Below are 15,324 nucleotides of genomic sequence, written 5' to 3'. Positions count from 1 at the left end.
TGGTGTTATCCGAGTAGCTCATCCAGATTTTTATCAGGAACGTTGATTACTCTTTATTCTTCGCCCTTCCTGCACGTTTACGTTCATTTGGATCGAGGAACTTCTTACGCAAACGTATAGATTTTGGAGTTACTTCTACCAATTCATCATCGTCTATATATGCTATCATATCCTCCAGTGTCATTATTTTTGGTGGAGTAAGCTTTATAGCTTCATCGCTACCTGAAGCTCTTACGTTTGTTAATTGCTTACCTTTAAGTACATTTATTTCTAAATCATTGTCACGACTATGCTGACCGACAATCATACCACAATATACCTTATCTTGTGGCTTAACAAACATAATTCCCCTATCTTGCAGATTGAAAATTGCATACGCTACTGCTTCGCCTTTGTCTGTTGAAATTAAAACCCCATTACGCCTTCCGGAAATTGAACCTTTATGTGGAGCATAACTGTGAAATAAACGGTTGATTATACCAGTGCCGCGAGAATCAGTTAAAAATTCTCCTTGATAGCCAATTAATCCCCTTGATGGCACTAAAAATGTCAACCTAGTTCTGCCACTACCAGAAGGTCTCATGTCAGTTACTTCACCTTTTCGAAAGCTAAGTTTTTCCATGATGATTCCACTATACTCATCATCTACATCAATTACTACTTCCTCTATAGGTTCAAGTTTTTTGCCATCTTCTTCTTTAAACAGCACTCGAGGCCGTGAAACTGAAAGTTCAAAACCTTCCCTTCTCATATTTTCAATCAGTACCCCAAGCTGCAACTCACCACGTCCACCTACTTCAAATGCTTCACCACTTGGAGCCAAAGTTACAGTAATTGCAACGTTTGTTTCTGCTTCTGCATATAAACGATCTTTTATAACAGTTGAGGTAAGTTTTGTTCCCTCTTGCCCAGCAAAAGGTGAGTCATTCACGCTTATAGTAATCGCCATTGTTGGCGGGTCAACTGGAGTTGAGCTGATCGCAGTTGTAACTTCTGGTGCTGCTATAGTGTCTGAAACTGAAGCTTTCTCAAGTCCTGCAATGGCAATGATATCACCAGCTACAGCTTGCTCTACTGGAACGCGTTTTAAGCCAGAAAATGAGAGTAACTTAGTTAATCTCCCTCGCTCAACCACTTGACCATCAAGATCAATTACCTTAAGATCTGAGTTAACTTGCGCGATTCCTTGGTAAATCTTTCCTGTCAATATTCTGCCAAGAAATTTATCAGATTCAAGTAAAGTAACTAGCATAGCAAAAGGTGCATTTTGATCATAAACGGAAGGTTTTATGTAATCTATCACCGTTGAAAATAATGGGCTTAAATCTTTTCTCTCATCAGATAGCTCCTTAGCACACCAACCATTTCTACCTGAAGCATAGAGTACTGGAAAATCTAGTTGCTCGTTGGTTGCATCAAGGTTAAAAAATAACTCATATATTTCATTTAGTACTTCATCAATTCTGCTGTCTGGTCGATCAACCTTATTGATTATCACAATCGGTTTTAAATTTGCCTTTAGTGCTTTTGACAACACAAACTTAGTCTGTGGCATTGGACCTTCTGCAGCATCAACCAGTAGTAATACACCATCTGCCATGCAGAGCACCCTTTCCACTTCTCCACCAAAATCCGCATGTCCTGGTGTATCAATGATATTGATTTTCTCATCACCCCACATTATTGACGTACATTTTGCAAGTATTGTAATCCCACGTTCACGTTCTTGATCACCACTATCCATCACTCGTTCTTGAACTTCTTGATTCTCACGAAACGTGCCACTTTGTTTTAACATGTTATCAAGTAAAGTAGTTTTTCCGTGGTCAACGTGTGCAATTATTGCAATATTGCGGATTGATTTAAATTCACTCATTTCTTATCATTTCAAATTTAATTTAATAACAAGTATACGTATAATATATTTAGAGTAAATAACTAAAGCCGTGCTTTCAGAGTATTTTAGGCAGATCATGGAACTCTAACAAAAAGGTTTCATGTTCGCTGTACTTTGTAGCAACTAACACCAAGACAAAGAAGAATCTTGCTTTAGCAGTACATTTATATAAAATTAAAATAAACTAAAGTAATCATTTAAATGCTAACAAGATTCGCTCCAAGCCCAACTGGCTACCTACATGTAGGAAACATACGCACTGCACTCATTTGTTGGATGTACACACGTAATCAAAATGGAAAATTTTTACTACGTTTTGATGATACTGATCTTGAGCGTTCAGATATCAAATATGTAGATAATATCATAGAAGACCTAAAATGGATTGGCATAAATTGGAATTCAAGTTTTAAGCAATCAGAGCGTTTTGAGCGCTATAACGAGGTGTTCTTACAGTTAATGAAAGAAGGTCATATTTATGCATGTTATGAAACAAGAGAAGAATTAGACACTAAACGAAAATTGCAATTAAAACAAGGTCTTCCCCCTGTTTACGATAAAGGTGCGTTGCTTTTAACTGAGCAAGAGAAAATTCGTTATGAGCAAGAAGGACGAAAACCACATTTCAGATTTAAATTGGATAGAAATAAAACTGTAAAATGGAATGATGAAGTTAAAGGCGAAATAAATATTGCAACAATTCATATCAGCGATCCTGTAGTAAAAAGAGAAGATGGAATTTATACGTACATGCTACCTTCTGTTATTGATGACATTGACTTTAATGTAACCCATGTTGTACGTGGGGAAGATCATGTAACTAATACCGCAGTTCAGATTCAAATGATTCAAGCATTAAAAGCGAAAATTCCTATCTTTGCCCACCTTCCCTTACTACACTTTGATGATAGCAAAATATCGAAACGGAAAGGCGGGCTGGATATTAAGTCCATAAGAGAAGATGAGATTGAATCAATGGCGCTAACTAGCTATTTAGCAAAGCTTGGAACATCTGATCCGATAGAAGCTTATATTGATATGCAGTCTTTAATTGACTCATTTGATATCAAAAAATTTAGTTCAGCATCTTTACAATTCAGCTTGAGTGAAATTTATAAGCTAAATAGCAAAGTGCTACAACAAATGCCATTTGAAATGGTGCAAGATCGTTTAAGTCAAATTGGCTCAGAGTTTTGGTATTTTATAAGGAGTAATATAGAAAAGTTTTCTGAAGTGGCCAAATGGTGGAAAATATGCAAATTTGGTATAGAACCTGTGGTTCTTAATAAAGAGTTTATAAAAATAGCGCTAAGCACATTACCTCAAGGTGATTGTAATGAAAACACATTATCAGAGTGGGTTAAAAATATTCGACAGACAATTGATATAAAGGCAAAAGATCTATTTATGCAGTTGCGCCTCGCTTTAACAGGAACAGAAACAGGTCCAGAACTCGCTAAATTATTAATTTTTATCGGTAGAGAGAGCATTATTGCAAGGTTAGAAGAAAGCCAAAGAATTATACAAAAGGTTTAAATGCACCGAATGTATTTTGAATGACACCAATAAGCATTGTTCAGGAAATGTGAAAATATTAGATTTCTTGTCATTCCAGTTTCTGCTCCTGTCATTCAAGTAGCTAACACTGGAATCCATAATCTCGCCAAAACGTTGTATTTTAAAATAACTTCTATACATATCCCATATTTCTGGATCCCAGTGGGCTTTGTTGCATAACACTTCATGTAGTGGTGATTTACGACAAATTCATGTAACTATTTCAAATTTAGCCATACCAAAATCAGTAAATTTGTTAAGCAAATAACACTTGAGTAGCAGTTCCTTTTCACGATTAACCTCAGATTTGTTACGAAAATTAAATCCGAATATTTGTTTCAGTCGCGAGAAAAAACTTTCTATATAAGATCTTTTTCCGTAGTTTATTTGCCTTTTCCACATCTTTATATTATCTTTATCATATGACTTTATTAGTCTAATTGCAGCATTTCTCTCTGCCATATAGTCTAACTTTGGATGCTCTACTGCATTATTTTGCAGAGGAATTTTTGTCTTTATCCCAAGTTCATTGCACAATTTATATAATTTCTTTCGGTTATATGCCCTATCTCCATACAGTGTGCTTATATTGAGCTTCAACTCTTTCAATAAGATCACAGGTTCCGTAATGATCAGAATAAACTCCTCTACTATATTTTGCAGCTATGACTTTTTTGCTACCTATCTCCAGCATTACATGCAGCTTTCTTACCTGTTTATAACTGCGATACTTCGCTATTTTCCTTACTGTGACCAGGGGTATTATCTGATACTTGTACTATCTATGGCAATTTCAATACCTTCCGTATCATTTTTGTTAACTCTACAGTCACTGATCTTAATATTGAGTTTTCTAAACCTCCTTGAAGCTTGTGAATAGCTGATAATCTGCAAATTTTTTCCTATTTGCTGCAAATACCCTTCTATAAACCCTACCGTTTGTCTTAAGCCAATTCTAAAGAGATTAGCGACTATATGCACTAAAATCACAACTTTATCGCTATAAATATAGTTGCCACCAGCCATTTTTGGACCTTTTTCGTACCAATTCTCAATTGCTTCATTAATAAAATGAAAAATATTTCCCCTCTCTTGGAGAAATTTGTTATATTCATGGCAGTTACTGACTCTCATTTTTTGTGACATATTTTTCTTTCGTAGGTTAAATGCTTGTCTTATAGTGAATTTTGTCAGTAACTGCTAGCTCTTTTTACTTGAGTGATGCAACAAAGCCATCCCAGTGTCAGCTACTTTCATGACAACATTTAGTTGTTTTTTCTCGTCTACCTTATTTTACTACTCTGCTGAACGAATAACACCAATAGTTAATCTCATGCTGAAAGATCATTTTATGGTCCAAGTCAGTTCTTTTACAAGTCACTTCCAAGCTCATCAAATTTTCTAAGATCTTCTTAAGTTCTGAAAGTTGCAAACTTTTCAAATGAGATTTAAAACTCTGCAATTGTTTGAAGAACAATGGAGGACTCAGCTGGTCAATTGCAGCTTGTTCATTCATTCCATTTTGTATTAACAGCAAAACGCTTTCTAGCCGTAGAAAATAATTTGATATAATACGGATTAATGCTATCGGTGAAAAATTCTCTTGTAATATCAATACATCGGAAATTTTGATGAATTGTCCCATGTCTTTACTCACTATTGCAGAGCACAGATTATCAAGTGTAACATAATCATTGCCGGAGGTTGAAAAGCATAGATCTATATCAGCAAGTTTAAGATCTTTTCTTTTTCCTAGATATAAAACTAATTTTTCAAGCTCTGAATATATAGGCAGTTTGCTATGATTAAAATAAGACTGCAAGTGGTAGATTATCTCACTTGTGCACTCTATATCATTTTGTTTCAAGTAACTTGATATAATATCACAAAGATTACTACCGCTGTCCTTATAGCAGGTAATGACACCGAAAATTTTTGAGCTTTCCATATAACTTTTAGTTGTAGAACTATATGGAAGATCATTTGCTATCATTACTATATAATGATCGCCTATATTATGATCCAATATGTTTCTTAACTCTTTAGATATACTTCCACTGACATTTATCAGCTTAACTAACCTTTTTTTAGTAAACATCGAAATGTTTGCCAACTCGGAAAATAACAAGCCAGGCGACTTATTCACTACTGCAAAATCCATCACCTGAACTGAATACTCATTCAAGTTGGCAATTATTTCCTGTACAAAAATATCGACCTTACTATTGTCACTCCCATGAATTAATACACCACTTAAAGTATCGGGTTTCTCAAGGAATTTTTTAACTTTAGATGGCGTGATTCTCATGCCATCTATATTATATTATCACTATTTGGTGGTACATCATTTGATTGCACATCAGTTTCCAACAATTCTGAGCTTTCTTGATTTGCTGTATTCTGCATATCATCAGACACTTCTTTCTTTCCCGTAACATAATTATAAAAATTTTTTATAGGCTGTCCTATATATCTAGAAAAAAATCCTTCGGCCATATCTTTCACTCCACAAATTAACAATTAGCACATAAAAACAACGTAGCAAAAACTACTTTACGCTCAGATAGTTACACTCATTTGTTAATGAATTATGAACTTCCGAGACCAAAATTAAGTCGATCTACTTAACACCAATCTTATAAAATAAGCAATGATTAAATACACAGCTGCGATAAGTATAATTGCAGGTCCAGTTAATAAGTCAAAACTTGCAGATAATATCAAACCTGATACTCCAGAAATCACAGAAAAAACTGTTGCAACAATAATCATTTGCATTGGAGTTTTTGAAATGAGTCTTGCTGATGCAGCAGGTATTAACAAAAATGCAGCAATGAGTAATATTCCTATTAATTGAGCAGAAATTGCAATAAAGATAGCGAGTATAATCAAAAATTCTAGCCTAACAAAATTAACATGTACTTTCTCAACTGTTGCCAAATCTTGATTAATCGAAATCATCAGCCAATAGCGCCATCTAAATATTAATATCAAAGTAACTATTACGGAGGTTAGAAAAATTGATATTATACTACTTTGGTCAATCATTAATATGTCACCAAAAAGTGAGCTAATAATACTATTATTACCTGATGGAAGAAAAGACATAAGTATTAAACTCGATGATAAAACTACATTGGTAACTATGTTCAATATCGTATCAGCAGAGTATAATTTATTAAAATTAAGAGAAAGTAGTATAGCAAACATAATTGCAATGAGCATTATACTTACCGATGGGCTGATATTAAAGATCAAAGCAAGTGCAATACCAAGCAATGAAGAATGGGACAAACTATCACCCAAATACGATAACCTTTGCCATATCATAAATGACCCTAGAGCTCCTGTGACTAGGCTAATCATAATTACCGCAATTAGACTGTTTATAAAAAAACTCTGTGTAAATATCTCTAACATGCTATCAGATAACTGACAACAAATCTATCTTCAGATATTAAAACGTTATGGGTTCTGCATGCAGAACCCGTCGTCATAAATTCAAAATTTAAATTCTTTTGCTCCATAAGATAAGACTTCATTGAACAATCGCGTATCTTACCAGTACCTATTATCAAAATCTCTATTTCCTCTGTTAAAAAAGATTTAAAATACTCCTTGTTATTTATATCACTTTCTTTCAATTCAATCACCTTTTCAGGAAAAATTATAATTGAGCCATGATATTCTTGATTATTCACCCAAAATCTTTCTTCCCTGTAACCATCTATAAGATTTTTCTTCTTGGAAATTAAGGGCATAAATCAAACCATTAATTCCGTGTCGCACACCCACCATTCTGGATATTCCTTTTTGATATTTGCCGCTGCAGCTTTTGCACTTTCTTCACTATCAAACATTCCAAAACACCCTACACCACTACCTGACATACGAGAAAGTATAGAGCCTTCTTGTGACTCTAGTGTTGATATTACATTCTGAATTTCAGGTACAAGACTTATTGCTGCTTCTTGCAGGTCATTTTTTGTCTCTTTAAGAAGCTCTAACAAATTCTCCTCAGTGTTATCACTCCACTTAATTGGCTGAGAGAAATCCTCTTTATACTTGGAAAATACTTCTGATGTATTCAAAAACTTTTTTTTCGGTTTCACAAGTACCAGACTTGTGGGTAAAGAGCATTGTTTAATGGGGCATAATTCCTCACCAACACCTCTGACAAAAACTGGCTTACTATCTATACTTGCAGGTACATCAGCACCAACGCTTAAAGCTATATCATTTAAAAATTGCCTATCAATGTTCCAAAGCTCTCCCAGCATGCGTATCACAGCTCCAGCATCTGAGGAACCACTACCAAATCCCGCAGCAATTGGTACATTTTTTACAACCTTCACAGTGACTTTAGTGCGTACAGGAGCATGCCTAAGCAGTAGACTCACTGCTCTCGTTATAGTATTATATCGATAATTTATTCTAAACTCAGAATTTACAAATTCAACTGTAGAGTTATCATATCTAAAGTTTTTTTCTCCTACTTTTATCTCTAAAAAATTAGAAAGTTTAGCAAAGACAACCAAACTTTCAATTAAATGATACCCTCTTTCTTCTCTATTTATAATATGTAAAAAAAGATTGATCTTTGCAGGAGCCTTTACACAAAAACTTTCCATCTGTATATCTTCACTAACACTATCTTATTTACTATACTTGAAATGCCACTTCAGTCAAACTTTATACACTCCTAATGAGATCAAATGCCATAAATCCTAACTTCTCTGTATGGGTAAGTGCATCAGCTGGTACAGGTAAAACAAAGATCTTAATAGACAGAGTATTAAGACTTCTATTAGAGAATAAGAGAAATATTCTCTGCTTAACATTCACCAATGCTGCAGCAAATGAAATGGAGGATCGCATTTACAGTACACTTAGTAAGTGGGCAATATATCCAGAGGGTATATTGGTCGCAGATTTAGAACAATTAGCCCAGTGTGTAACCAGAGAAAATAAAGATTATTTAACAAGAGCAAGAAGGCTTTTTTCTGAACTGGAAAATCTTGGTCTTAATATTCAAACTATACACGCCTTTTGTTACAAATTAATCTCCAGCTTTCCTACAGAAGCTGGTATCGCTCCAAATTGTACGTTGAGCGAATGTAAAGAATTGCATTCCATCATATTTGAAAAAACGCTTCATAATGAAACTGTGCAGGACGATATAAATATCATTGCAGCTGAATTTGATGAAAACAAGCTGAGTGATTTGCTCTATACCTTATGTATAAAGAGATCAGCTCTAGAAAATAATTTAGGGTATATCAAAGATAAACTAAGTGCCCCAGATAAGATTCACGATTTACAGAGTGAAACGATTGAGCAGATAAAAAGATTAGCTAAAATATTAAGTGAGGGCAGCAAAAGAGATCAGAGTTACAGTGCGATACTTTATGATTGGTGTAATAGCAGAAAATCGTCCGTACCAAATGTTGTCATCCAAGTAGCTGACACTGGGACCCAAAAAAAAAGAAATATGGATCCCAGTGTCAGCTACTTGGATGACAACAAGATAGAGAACTTAGCTAAAGTATTTCTCAAATCAGAATCGTACGAAAAAAAGAGCATATCATCCATTATAACAAAGGGTGCTTTGGAAAAATTTGAAGACGTAGAGCAAATGATAGAAAGCATTCAAAATGCATTGTTTACCCATGTAAAGGACATAAATTCTTATCAAATATTCGGAAGAACCAGTAGTTTACTTAGTATATTTAAAGTATATGTTGATCTATATAATAGTGAAAAATCAAAGAATGCACTGCTTGATTATGATGATATCATCAATTTAGCAACAAATCTCCTTAGCAATCCAGGCTATAAAGATTGGATATTGTTTAATCTAGATCAAAAAATAGACCACATTCTTGTTGATGAGGCGCAAGACAATAGTATCAGTCAATGGAAAATTATAACAAATCTCTGCAATGAATTTTTTACCGGTGGTGACGAAAAGAGAACTTTATTCGTTGTTGGGGATGTAAAACAATCCATTTACAGATTTCAAGGAGCAAATCCCCATCTATTTAATTACATGCAGCAATATTTTCACACGAAAACCGGTGGCAGAGATTGGGTATCATGTCAACTTGAAAAGTCATTTCGCTCAACTCCAGAAGTTTTGATGCTTGTAGACAGAATATTTAACAATTTTCGTGAAGAAATATCTTTCAATGATAACAAGATAAAACATATTCCATATAGAGAAAACGATCAAGGATACATTGAAATTTGGCCGTTACTGCCAGGATATGAAGAGGAAGAGCAGCAAGCCTTACAAATTCATTTAACACAGAGGAAAGATTATGTAGTAAAGGATCGATTACTTGCTCAGGCAATAGCCCAAAGAATTCACAATTGGTTAAACGAAGGGCGGATTTTAGTCGCCAAAGATCGTCATATAGAACCAAGGGATATTATGATTTTGGTACGGCAGCGAAATGTGTTAGTTGATTACATAATAAGTGAACTAAAAAAAGTAAATGTACCAGTTATAGGCCGAGATTATTTTAGAATTATGGATTACATAGCTGTGCAGGACTTAATAGCTTTAGCTGAATTTTTGCTCCTCCAGGCAAATGATCTTGCTCTTGCAAATGTTTTAAAATCACCGCTATTTAACTTCACTGAGGATGATTTATTCAATATTGCATACAATCGTAAAGAACAGTCGTTGTGGGAAAAACTTCAAGATTATCAGGAGATTATCTCTAATGAATTAAACTATCTAATTAATTTATCTCAGACAAAATCCCCCCTTACACTATTCACTCATATATTGCGCACAGGCAGGAAGAAATTTGCTGCAAGGCTAGGTCTTGAGTGCTTCGAGATTCTAGACGAATTTATGAACCTCGTATTGCAATTTGAGCACCCATCTCTTCAAGCATTTGTTCAGTGGATCAAAGAAAATAATCCTGAGATTAAAAACGATATGCAATCAAAACTCAATGCTGTACGAATAATGACAATTCATAAATCAAAAGGTCTACAAGCTCCAATAGTGTTTTTAGTTGACACAAATACGGTACCAAGAAACAGCGAAAATATTTTGTTTGATGCAACGGAAGCACCATTTTGGTGTGGCAAAAATAGTAATGCTTATTGTAATCAAGTAAAAAGAGAGAAAAAACTAGAGGATTATAACGAATATTTGCGTTTGCTGTACGTGGCACTTACGCGTGCTGAAGATGAGTTATACATTTTAGGCAAAGAGCCAGTGCAAAAGGGCTCTTGGTATGATCTAGTTATTCAATATGGAGCATTATATGAGAGGAAAAAACTATACTTACAGCCGATATTTAAAGAAAAAGTTGAAGTGCTATGCATGAATGCAAACTACCCTTCTATTTATAAAAAACGTGATTATTTTGATGTTCCAGTGATTTCACCTCCATCAAACCTATCAATGTCATTGCAGCACGTAACGCTGGAACCTGGAGAAAAAAAGCCAGTGTCAAGCACTGGGATGACAGATGAGAATGCTGGAATGACAAAAAGGAGCATTGGGACGACAGACAGCTATGCAAGAGGCTTAATAATTCACAGTATATTGCAATATATGCCCAAGATAGAGAAAGACAGGAGAAAAAATTGGGTTAGGAAATATCTTGATAGCATAAACACTAGTGAAGATAAGGATGAAATTTACAGCAAAATATTAACCTTTAATGAAAAATATGATTACCTGTTCGACTTGGAGGGCAAATCAGAAATTCCACTTAGTGGAACAATTGACGGAAAACCAGTATTAGTGCGGCTAGACAGACTGTGCATAACAGAAGACAAAGCAATCATAATTGACTATAAATCACACCATAACGTTTCTATTTCCTCATCAAATGAAATAAAAAAGCAAATGTTGATCTATAAAACCTTAGTGCAAGAAGTCTACCCAGATAAGCAGGTAGAGTGCGTGGTTATTTGGATGGAAGATTTAACCTTACAATCTTTGATCTAAACTCAAATGTTCGTATAGTAGCTACTTGCATTTGTTGTAAACTCACTTTTACTCTATAGTTATCTTTTTACTACTTTATCTATTTTCTGAACTGATTTTCGTACTAGAAAACATCCAATAAGAAGAATTATAAAAGGAGTAAACCATAAAATGTAGGTACTAGATTTTACAGGTGGTACAATGATAATTGAATCTCCATAAGAATTTTTTAACTCTGAAACTATTTGCTCGTTAGTATATCCATCACTGATCTTCTTGCGAATTGTCTTACGCATACCATATGCAACTTGAGACTCAGATTCGGATAATAATTCACCAGAGCATACTGGACACTTTATTACTGCAAATAAGCTACTTGCTCGCTCTTCCATGCTTTCGTCTCTTAGTTTATCATCCAAAGTAAAAGCATTTATGCTTAAATGGAATATCAATGTAAAAAGTAAGCTAATTACTATTCTCATTCTTGGTGAATTGAGTGATAAAATCAGTAGTGGATAATTTTCCAATAAAGCCTGAACCTACATTATTGTCGTACTTTATTGAAAATTGAATGTCGTTATTAGTGATTTTTTCTGATAAGGAAGATATTGATTTTTCCAATTTATCTGCAGTCTTTGAATCATTAGTCACAAACGAAATTAATTCTTTATAATTTGATATGGCTACATTGATTTTATCTTCAAATGAAGATGTAACTAAATTGTAATTACTTACTCCACCATTCGCAGCAATAGAAAAGTTATTACTCTCAATCAAAAATTTTTCTATGTTGAAATTAATCTTAGAAGCTGAAATATGGTTTACAAATTCATAATCTAATTTAGCGTCGACACTAAGGTAATTTTCAGGACTTGCAGTATGTTTATAACGGTAAGTATAAAAATCAAATTCTAGTTTAGTATTTTCATTCAGTTCTTTATCAAAGTGAAATTGAATGTAATTACTTTTATCATTCACTTCAGTTATAACACTTTGCTGATTTTCTAAAACATCACATTTTAATCCATAATCTTCGTAACGAAATGTATCTATATAGTCTATTACAGTGCTATTTCTGTTGAATTTTAATGAAGATAGTAAATCATTTAGTTTAACAACAAAGTGGCTACTCACGTGTGTGTGACACTTTATATTCTTTTTCTCATCACTACGGACAGCAATGTTTACTTTATTGCTTGGTATATAGATATATACTGACTTATCAAATAATCTGTTTTTTATCATTAAAGCTTCAGATGAAACAGTTAATTGCTCATTAGAAAATTTTGGATTCGTTACACGAAAAACTAGGTTAAAAGGAAACCCCTTAAAATCATGTGAAATATCAACTTTTTCGTCATTAATGTAATCAGTTAAAAGACTTTTTACCTTAAATGCAGAAAAATACCAAAAACCACTATAAGCTAGAGGAATAAACAAAGGTAAGGAGATAAGAATATAGATAAAAATTTTACGCATTATCCTCTTATTTATCTAATGATATATTTCTTGTACCTCTGGGCACGGTTACGCACAAACCGTCAATATCTTTTGTGATTTTTATTTGGCATCCAAGCCTCGATGTCTCTGTTAAACCGAAAGCTAGGTCCAGCATATCATTTTCCTCATCAGATATAGGGTTATGTGTTTCTACAACATCATAAAATTTTGAATCAACAATCACATGGCATGTAGAACAAGCAAGAGAGCCTTCACATGCACCTTCAAGCAGATCTGGATCACTTCTGTGGGCTAAATTAAGCAGAGTTTCTCCTTCTGCAGCTTCATAGCTTTTCTTACTTCCATCAGGTAAAATAAAAGTAACGGATGGCATACTATTAAAATCTCTATTAACTTTTCTATATTCTACAAATAATAACTATTATTTGCAAACTCTTTGAAATTCCATCGCCTATCTCTTGTAATCTGTATTCCTATCAAGAAAGTAAGATAGATACCACCAGCATCTCACAGAGTTGCAAGTATAGAATTTTCTTAGTTTTAGATTTTACTAAATATATTACTGAATTAACATTATTAAACTTGATCTGCCATTTCTTCTGATCTTAAGTTATAATTTTACTAATGCCATTTGATTAATTGCAACTTCAGCATTGCTATCTTTCAATAAATTTGCAGGACTATTACAATGGTATGTGATTGCAGCAACAACAAGACAACAAACTCCAATTCCTATCCCTAACGCTAACATTCCTGAGTAGACTGCAATAGCTACTTCTAAAGCAACTCCTACTACTGCTAACGTAGAAGCAACTATGATAGAAGTATTACGACACTTAATACGAAGCTCATTTAGTTTATCTAATGCAGGAGTACCATCTTTATATTTTAGCTCTCTTAGTACATCTTTATTTTCACATTTGTTAAACAACTTCCAAGCATAACTTAACCTTGACGCTTGACCATAAAACCCCTTCTCAACATATTCAACCAAGAGATCAAACGGAGTTTCACCTTGGTCATTGTTAACATCAAATCTCGCACCTGCACTCACAAGTGATTCAACTTTGCGAAGCATTGACGTATAGGGCTGTAAGTTTCTTAAAGCATGATGTAGAGGTGTATTCCCATTTTCATCCTGAAAATTATATTTCTTTCTATGTAAAAAGCAATCAAAAATCTCTTTTTTCCAATTGTGTTTAACAATACCTTCTAAAATAGTACTTGAAATCTTTATGTTATTTTCAACTAGAAGATCTAGAGCTTTTTTATGCTTATATCTAACAATAGTATCTACTAGTTCATTCAACGCAGAAGTACCTTCTAGCTTCTTTAGCTCATCGGTTTTACAACCACTAAGCACCACCGAAAGATTATTTAATTTTTCTACTACTTTTTCCTTACGAGAGAAGTATGTAGCATAATTGACCAAGAGATCAAATGGAGTTTCATCTTTGCTATTTTTAACATCAAGCCTTGCACCTTTACTAAGAAGTGACTTGACAAAACCTTGGTATTTCGATTTACCCAAATCCAACCATTTTAATGTATGATGTAAAGCTGTATTTCCTTCTTTATCTTTATAGTTGATATCTAATTTATCTAAGTACTTATTAAAAAAATAATCCAAAAACTCTTCAGATTGGTATTCATAAGCATAGCTTAAGATTTCATTTCGTGATATTTCTATCCTTCCTTCAAAGAGCTTGAAAAATGCCACACGATCGTACATAATAGCAATTTGCACTAGAAATGTAATGTCACCAGCATCAATTGTAACTTTCTTTATTATATCATCACACTCTTCATACTTATTTGACTGGATATGTAACAACAATCCCAGAATAGTTCTTACATATTCGGATTCAGTTGGTTCTTCAGTCTCTTTAGCTTTGCCCATCTTGCCTATTTCTTTTAAACTCTTCTTTAGCCTTTCTATTTTCTCTTCGATTAATTTTTGACTTTTCGAACAATACATAATATATATTTCATTAAAAAATTTTTCTCTTTTCTCTTCTTGTTTAAGTTTACTCATCTCTTCCCGCAACAACTCCAGTTCATCACTACAATCCCCATACTCATACTTTCCTCTATCGTACTGGCTTTTTTTTGTTGGGTCAGATAACACTTTGCGTGCTACTGATATTTCCTTGAACTTTGTCAATTTCTCTTCAAGTTGAGCCCGTTGATCTTCTTCCGACTGTGATAGTAGCCTTCCGTCCTTCTTCTTTCCTTCTAGCCTATCTAGCTCTTTCACTTCCTCAAGCAATTTATCTGGATGAAGCTTCAATGCTAATTTGCGATATGCTTTTTTTATCTCACCATGAGTAGCATCTCTTTTTACTCCTAATATTTCATAATAATCAGGCATTTTTTTCTCCACTATTTTGATACATTTTTTATAACATTAGTAATACTATGTCTTTAAAAGAATTGGTACTATATAAGTATTTTA

At 33.8% G+C, this 15,324-nt stretch carries 14 protein-coding genes; 2 read left to right on the top strand and 12 right to left on the bottom strand.

Annotated elements, in window-relative coordinates; translation table 11 throughout:
- Positions 1-46: 46 nt before the first annotated feature.
- Positions 47-1,876, bottom strand: a complete 1,830-nt coding sequence (typA, locus tag ABWU35_RS04290) for a translational GTPase TypA (RefSeq protein ID WP_007302691.1) — start codon at positions 1,874-1,876, stop codon at positions 47-49.
- A gap of 222 nt (positions 1,877-2,098) precedes the next feature.
- On the opposite strand from typA, the gene gltX reads away from it, so the two are divergent.
- Complete coding sequence (gene gltX, locus ABWU35_RS04285) at positions 2,099-3,433, top strand: glutamate--tRNA ligase (protein ID WP_019236368.1); 1,335 nt, start codon at positions 2,099-2,101, stop codon at positions 3,431-3,433.
- A 231-nt stretch (positions 3,434-3,664) separates the two neighbouring features.
- Here the strand turns inward: gltX and ABWU35_RS04280 are convergent, their stop codons facing one another.
- The 7 genes from ABWU35_RS04280 to ABWU35_RS04250 all read right to left on the bottom strand — a co-directional run bounded on the left by ABWU35_RS04280 (position 3,665) and on the right by ABWU35_RS04250 (position 8,085).
- Positions 3,665-4,072, bottom strand: coding sequence for a transposase (locus ABWU35_RS04280; RefSeq protein WP_019236369.1), 408 nt, complete (start codon positions 4,070-4,072; stop codon positions 3,665-3,667).
- Positions 4,073-4,216: 144 nt separating this feature from the next.
- Complete coding sequence (locus ABWU35_RS04275; RefSeq protein WP_012481752.1) at positions 4,217-4,600, bottom strand: transposase; 384 nt, start codon at positions 4,598-4,600, stop codon at positions 4,217-4,219.
- A 142-nt stretch (positions 4,601-4,742) separates the two neighbouring features.
- Positions 4,743-5,762 (bottom strand): DNA polymerase III subunit delta, encoded by a 1,020-nt coding sequence (gene holA, locus ABWU35_RS04270; RefSeq protein ID WP_007302689.1) that lies wholly within the window; start codon positions 5,760-5,762, stop codon positions 4,743-4,745.
- Positions 5,763-5,767: 5 nt separating this feature from the next.
- Positions 5,768-5,950 (bottom strand): hypothetical protein, encoded by a 183-nt coding sequence (locus ABWU35_RS04265; protein ID WP_007302688.1) that lies wholly within the window; start codon positions 5,948-5,950, stop codon positions 5,768-5,770.
- Positions 5,951-6,064: 114 nt separating this feature from the next.
- Positions 6,065-6,874, bottom strand: a complete 810-nt coding sequence (locus ABWU35_RS04260) for a metal ABC transporter permease (RefSeq protein ID WP_019236370.1) — start codon at positions 6,872-6,874, stop codon at positions 6,065-6,067.
- Entirely contained in the window at positions 6,868-7,215 is a 348-nt protein-coding gene (locus ABWU35_RS04255) for an Mth938-like domain-containing protein (RefSeq protein WP_007302686.1), read from the bottom strand. Before ABWU35_RS04255 ends, ABWU35_RS04260 begins: the two co-directional genes overlap by 7 nt.
- Positions 7,216-7,218: 3 nt before the next feature.
- Positions 7,219-8,085, bottom strand: a complete 867-nt coding sequence (locus tag ABWU35_RS04250) for a 4-(cytidine 5'-diphospho)-2-C-methyl-D-erythritol kinase (protein WP_007302685.1) — start codon at positions 8,083-8,085, stop codon at positions 7,219-7,221.
- Positions 8,086-8,159: 74 nt separating this feature from the next.
- On the opposite strand from ABWU35_RS04250, the gene ABWU35_RS04245 reads away from it, so the two are divergent.
- Complete coding sequence (locus tag ABWU35_RS04245) at positions 8,160-11,429, top strand: UvrD-helicase domain-containing protein (RefSeq protein WP_019236371.1); 3,270 nt, start codon at positions 8,160-8,162, stop codon at positions 11,427-11,429.
- 59 nt (positions 11,430-11,488) lie between these two features.
- Here the strand turns inward: ABWU35_RS04245 and ABWU35_RS04240 are convergent, their stop codons facing one another.
- From ABWU35_RS04240 to ABWU35_RS04225, 4 genes are all read right to left on the bottom strand, one after another.
- On the bottom strand, positions 11,489-11,890 hold the full coding sequence (locus tag ABWU35_RS04240) for a cytochrome c-type biogenesis protein CcmH (RefSeq protein WP_213863726.1): 402 nt from the start codon (positions 11,888-11,890) through the stop codon (positions 11,489-11,491).
- Positions 11,874-12,887: a hypothetical protein gene (locus tag ABWU35_RS04235; protein ID WP_007302682.1), complete on the bottom strand. Its 1,014-nt coding sequence runs from the start codon at positions 12,885-12,887 to the stop codon at positions 11,874-11,876. The genes ABWU35_RS04240 and ABWU35_RS04235 overlap by 17 nt, the downstream gene beginning before the upstream one ends.
- Positions 12,888-12,894: 7 nt before the next feature.
- A complete protein-coding gene (locus ABWU35_RS04230; RefSeq protein ID WP_007302681.1) occupies positions 12,895-13,242 on the bottom strand; it encodes a ferredoxin family 2Fe-2S iron-sulfur cluster binding protein in 348 nt (115 codons plus the stop codon).
- 237 nt (positions 13,243-13,479) lie between these two features.
- Complete coding sequence (locus tag ABWU35_RS04225) at positions 13,480-15,240, bottom strand: DnaJ domain-containing protein (RefSeq protein ID WP_319606735.1); 1,761 nt, start codon at positions 15,238-15,240, stop codon at positions 13,480-13,482.
- Positions 15,241-15,324: the final 84 nt, after the last annotated feature.

The sequence above is a fragment of the Wolbachia endosymbiont (group B) of Xylocampa areola genome (genome assembly GCF_964028205.1).
Lineage (GTDB): Bacteria > Pseudomonadota > Alphaproteobacteria > Rickettsiales > Anaplasmataceae > Wolbachia.
The sequence above is the reverse complement of the archived record's forward strand: the minus strand, read 5'-3'. Positions and strand labels throughout refer to the sequence as shown.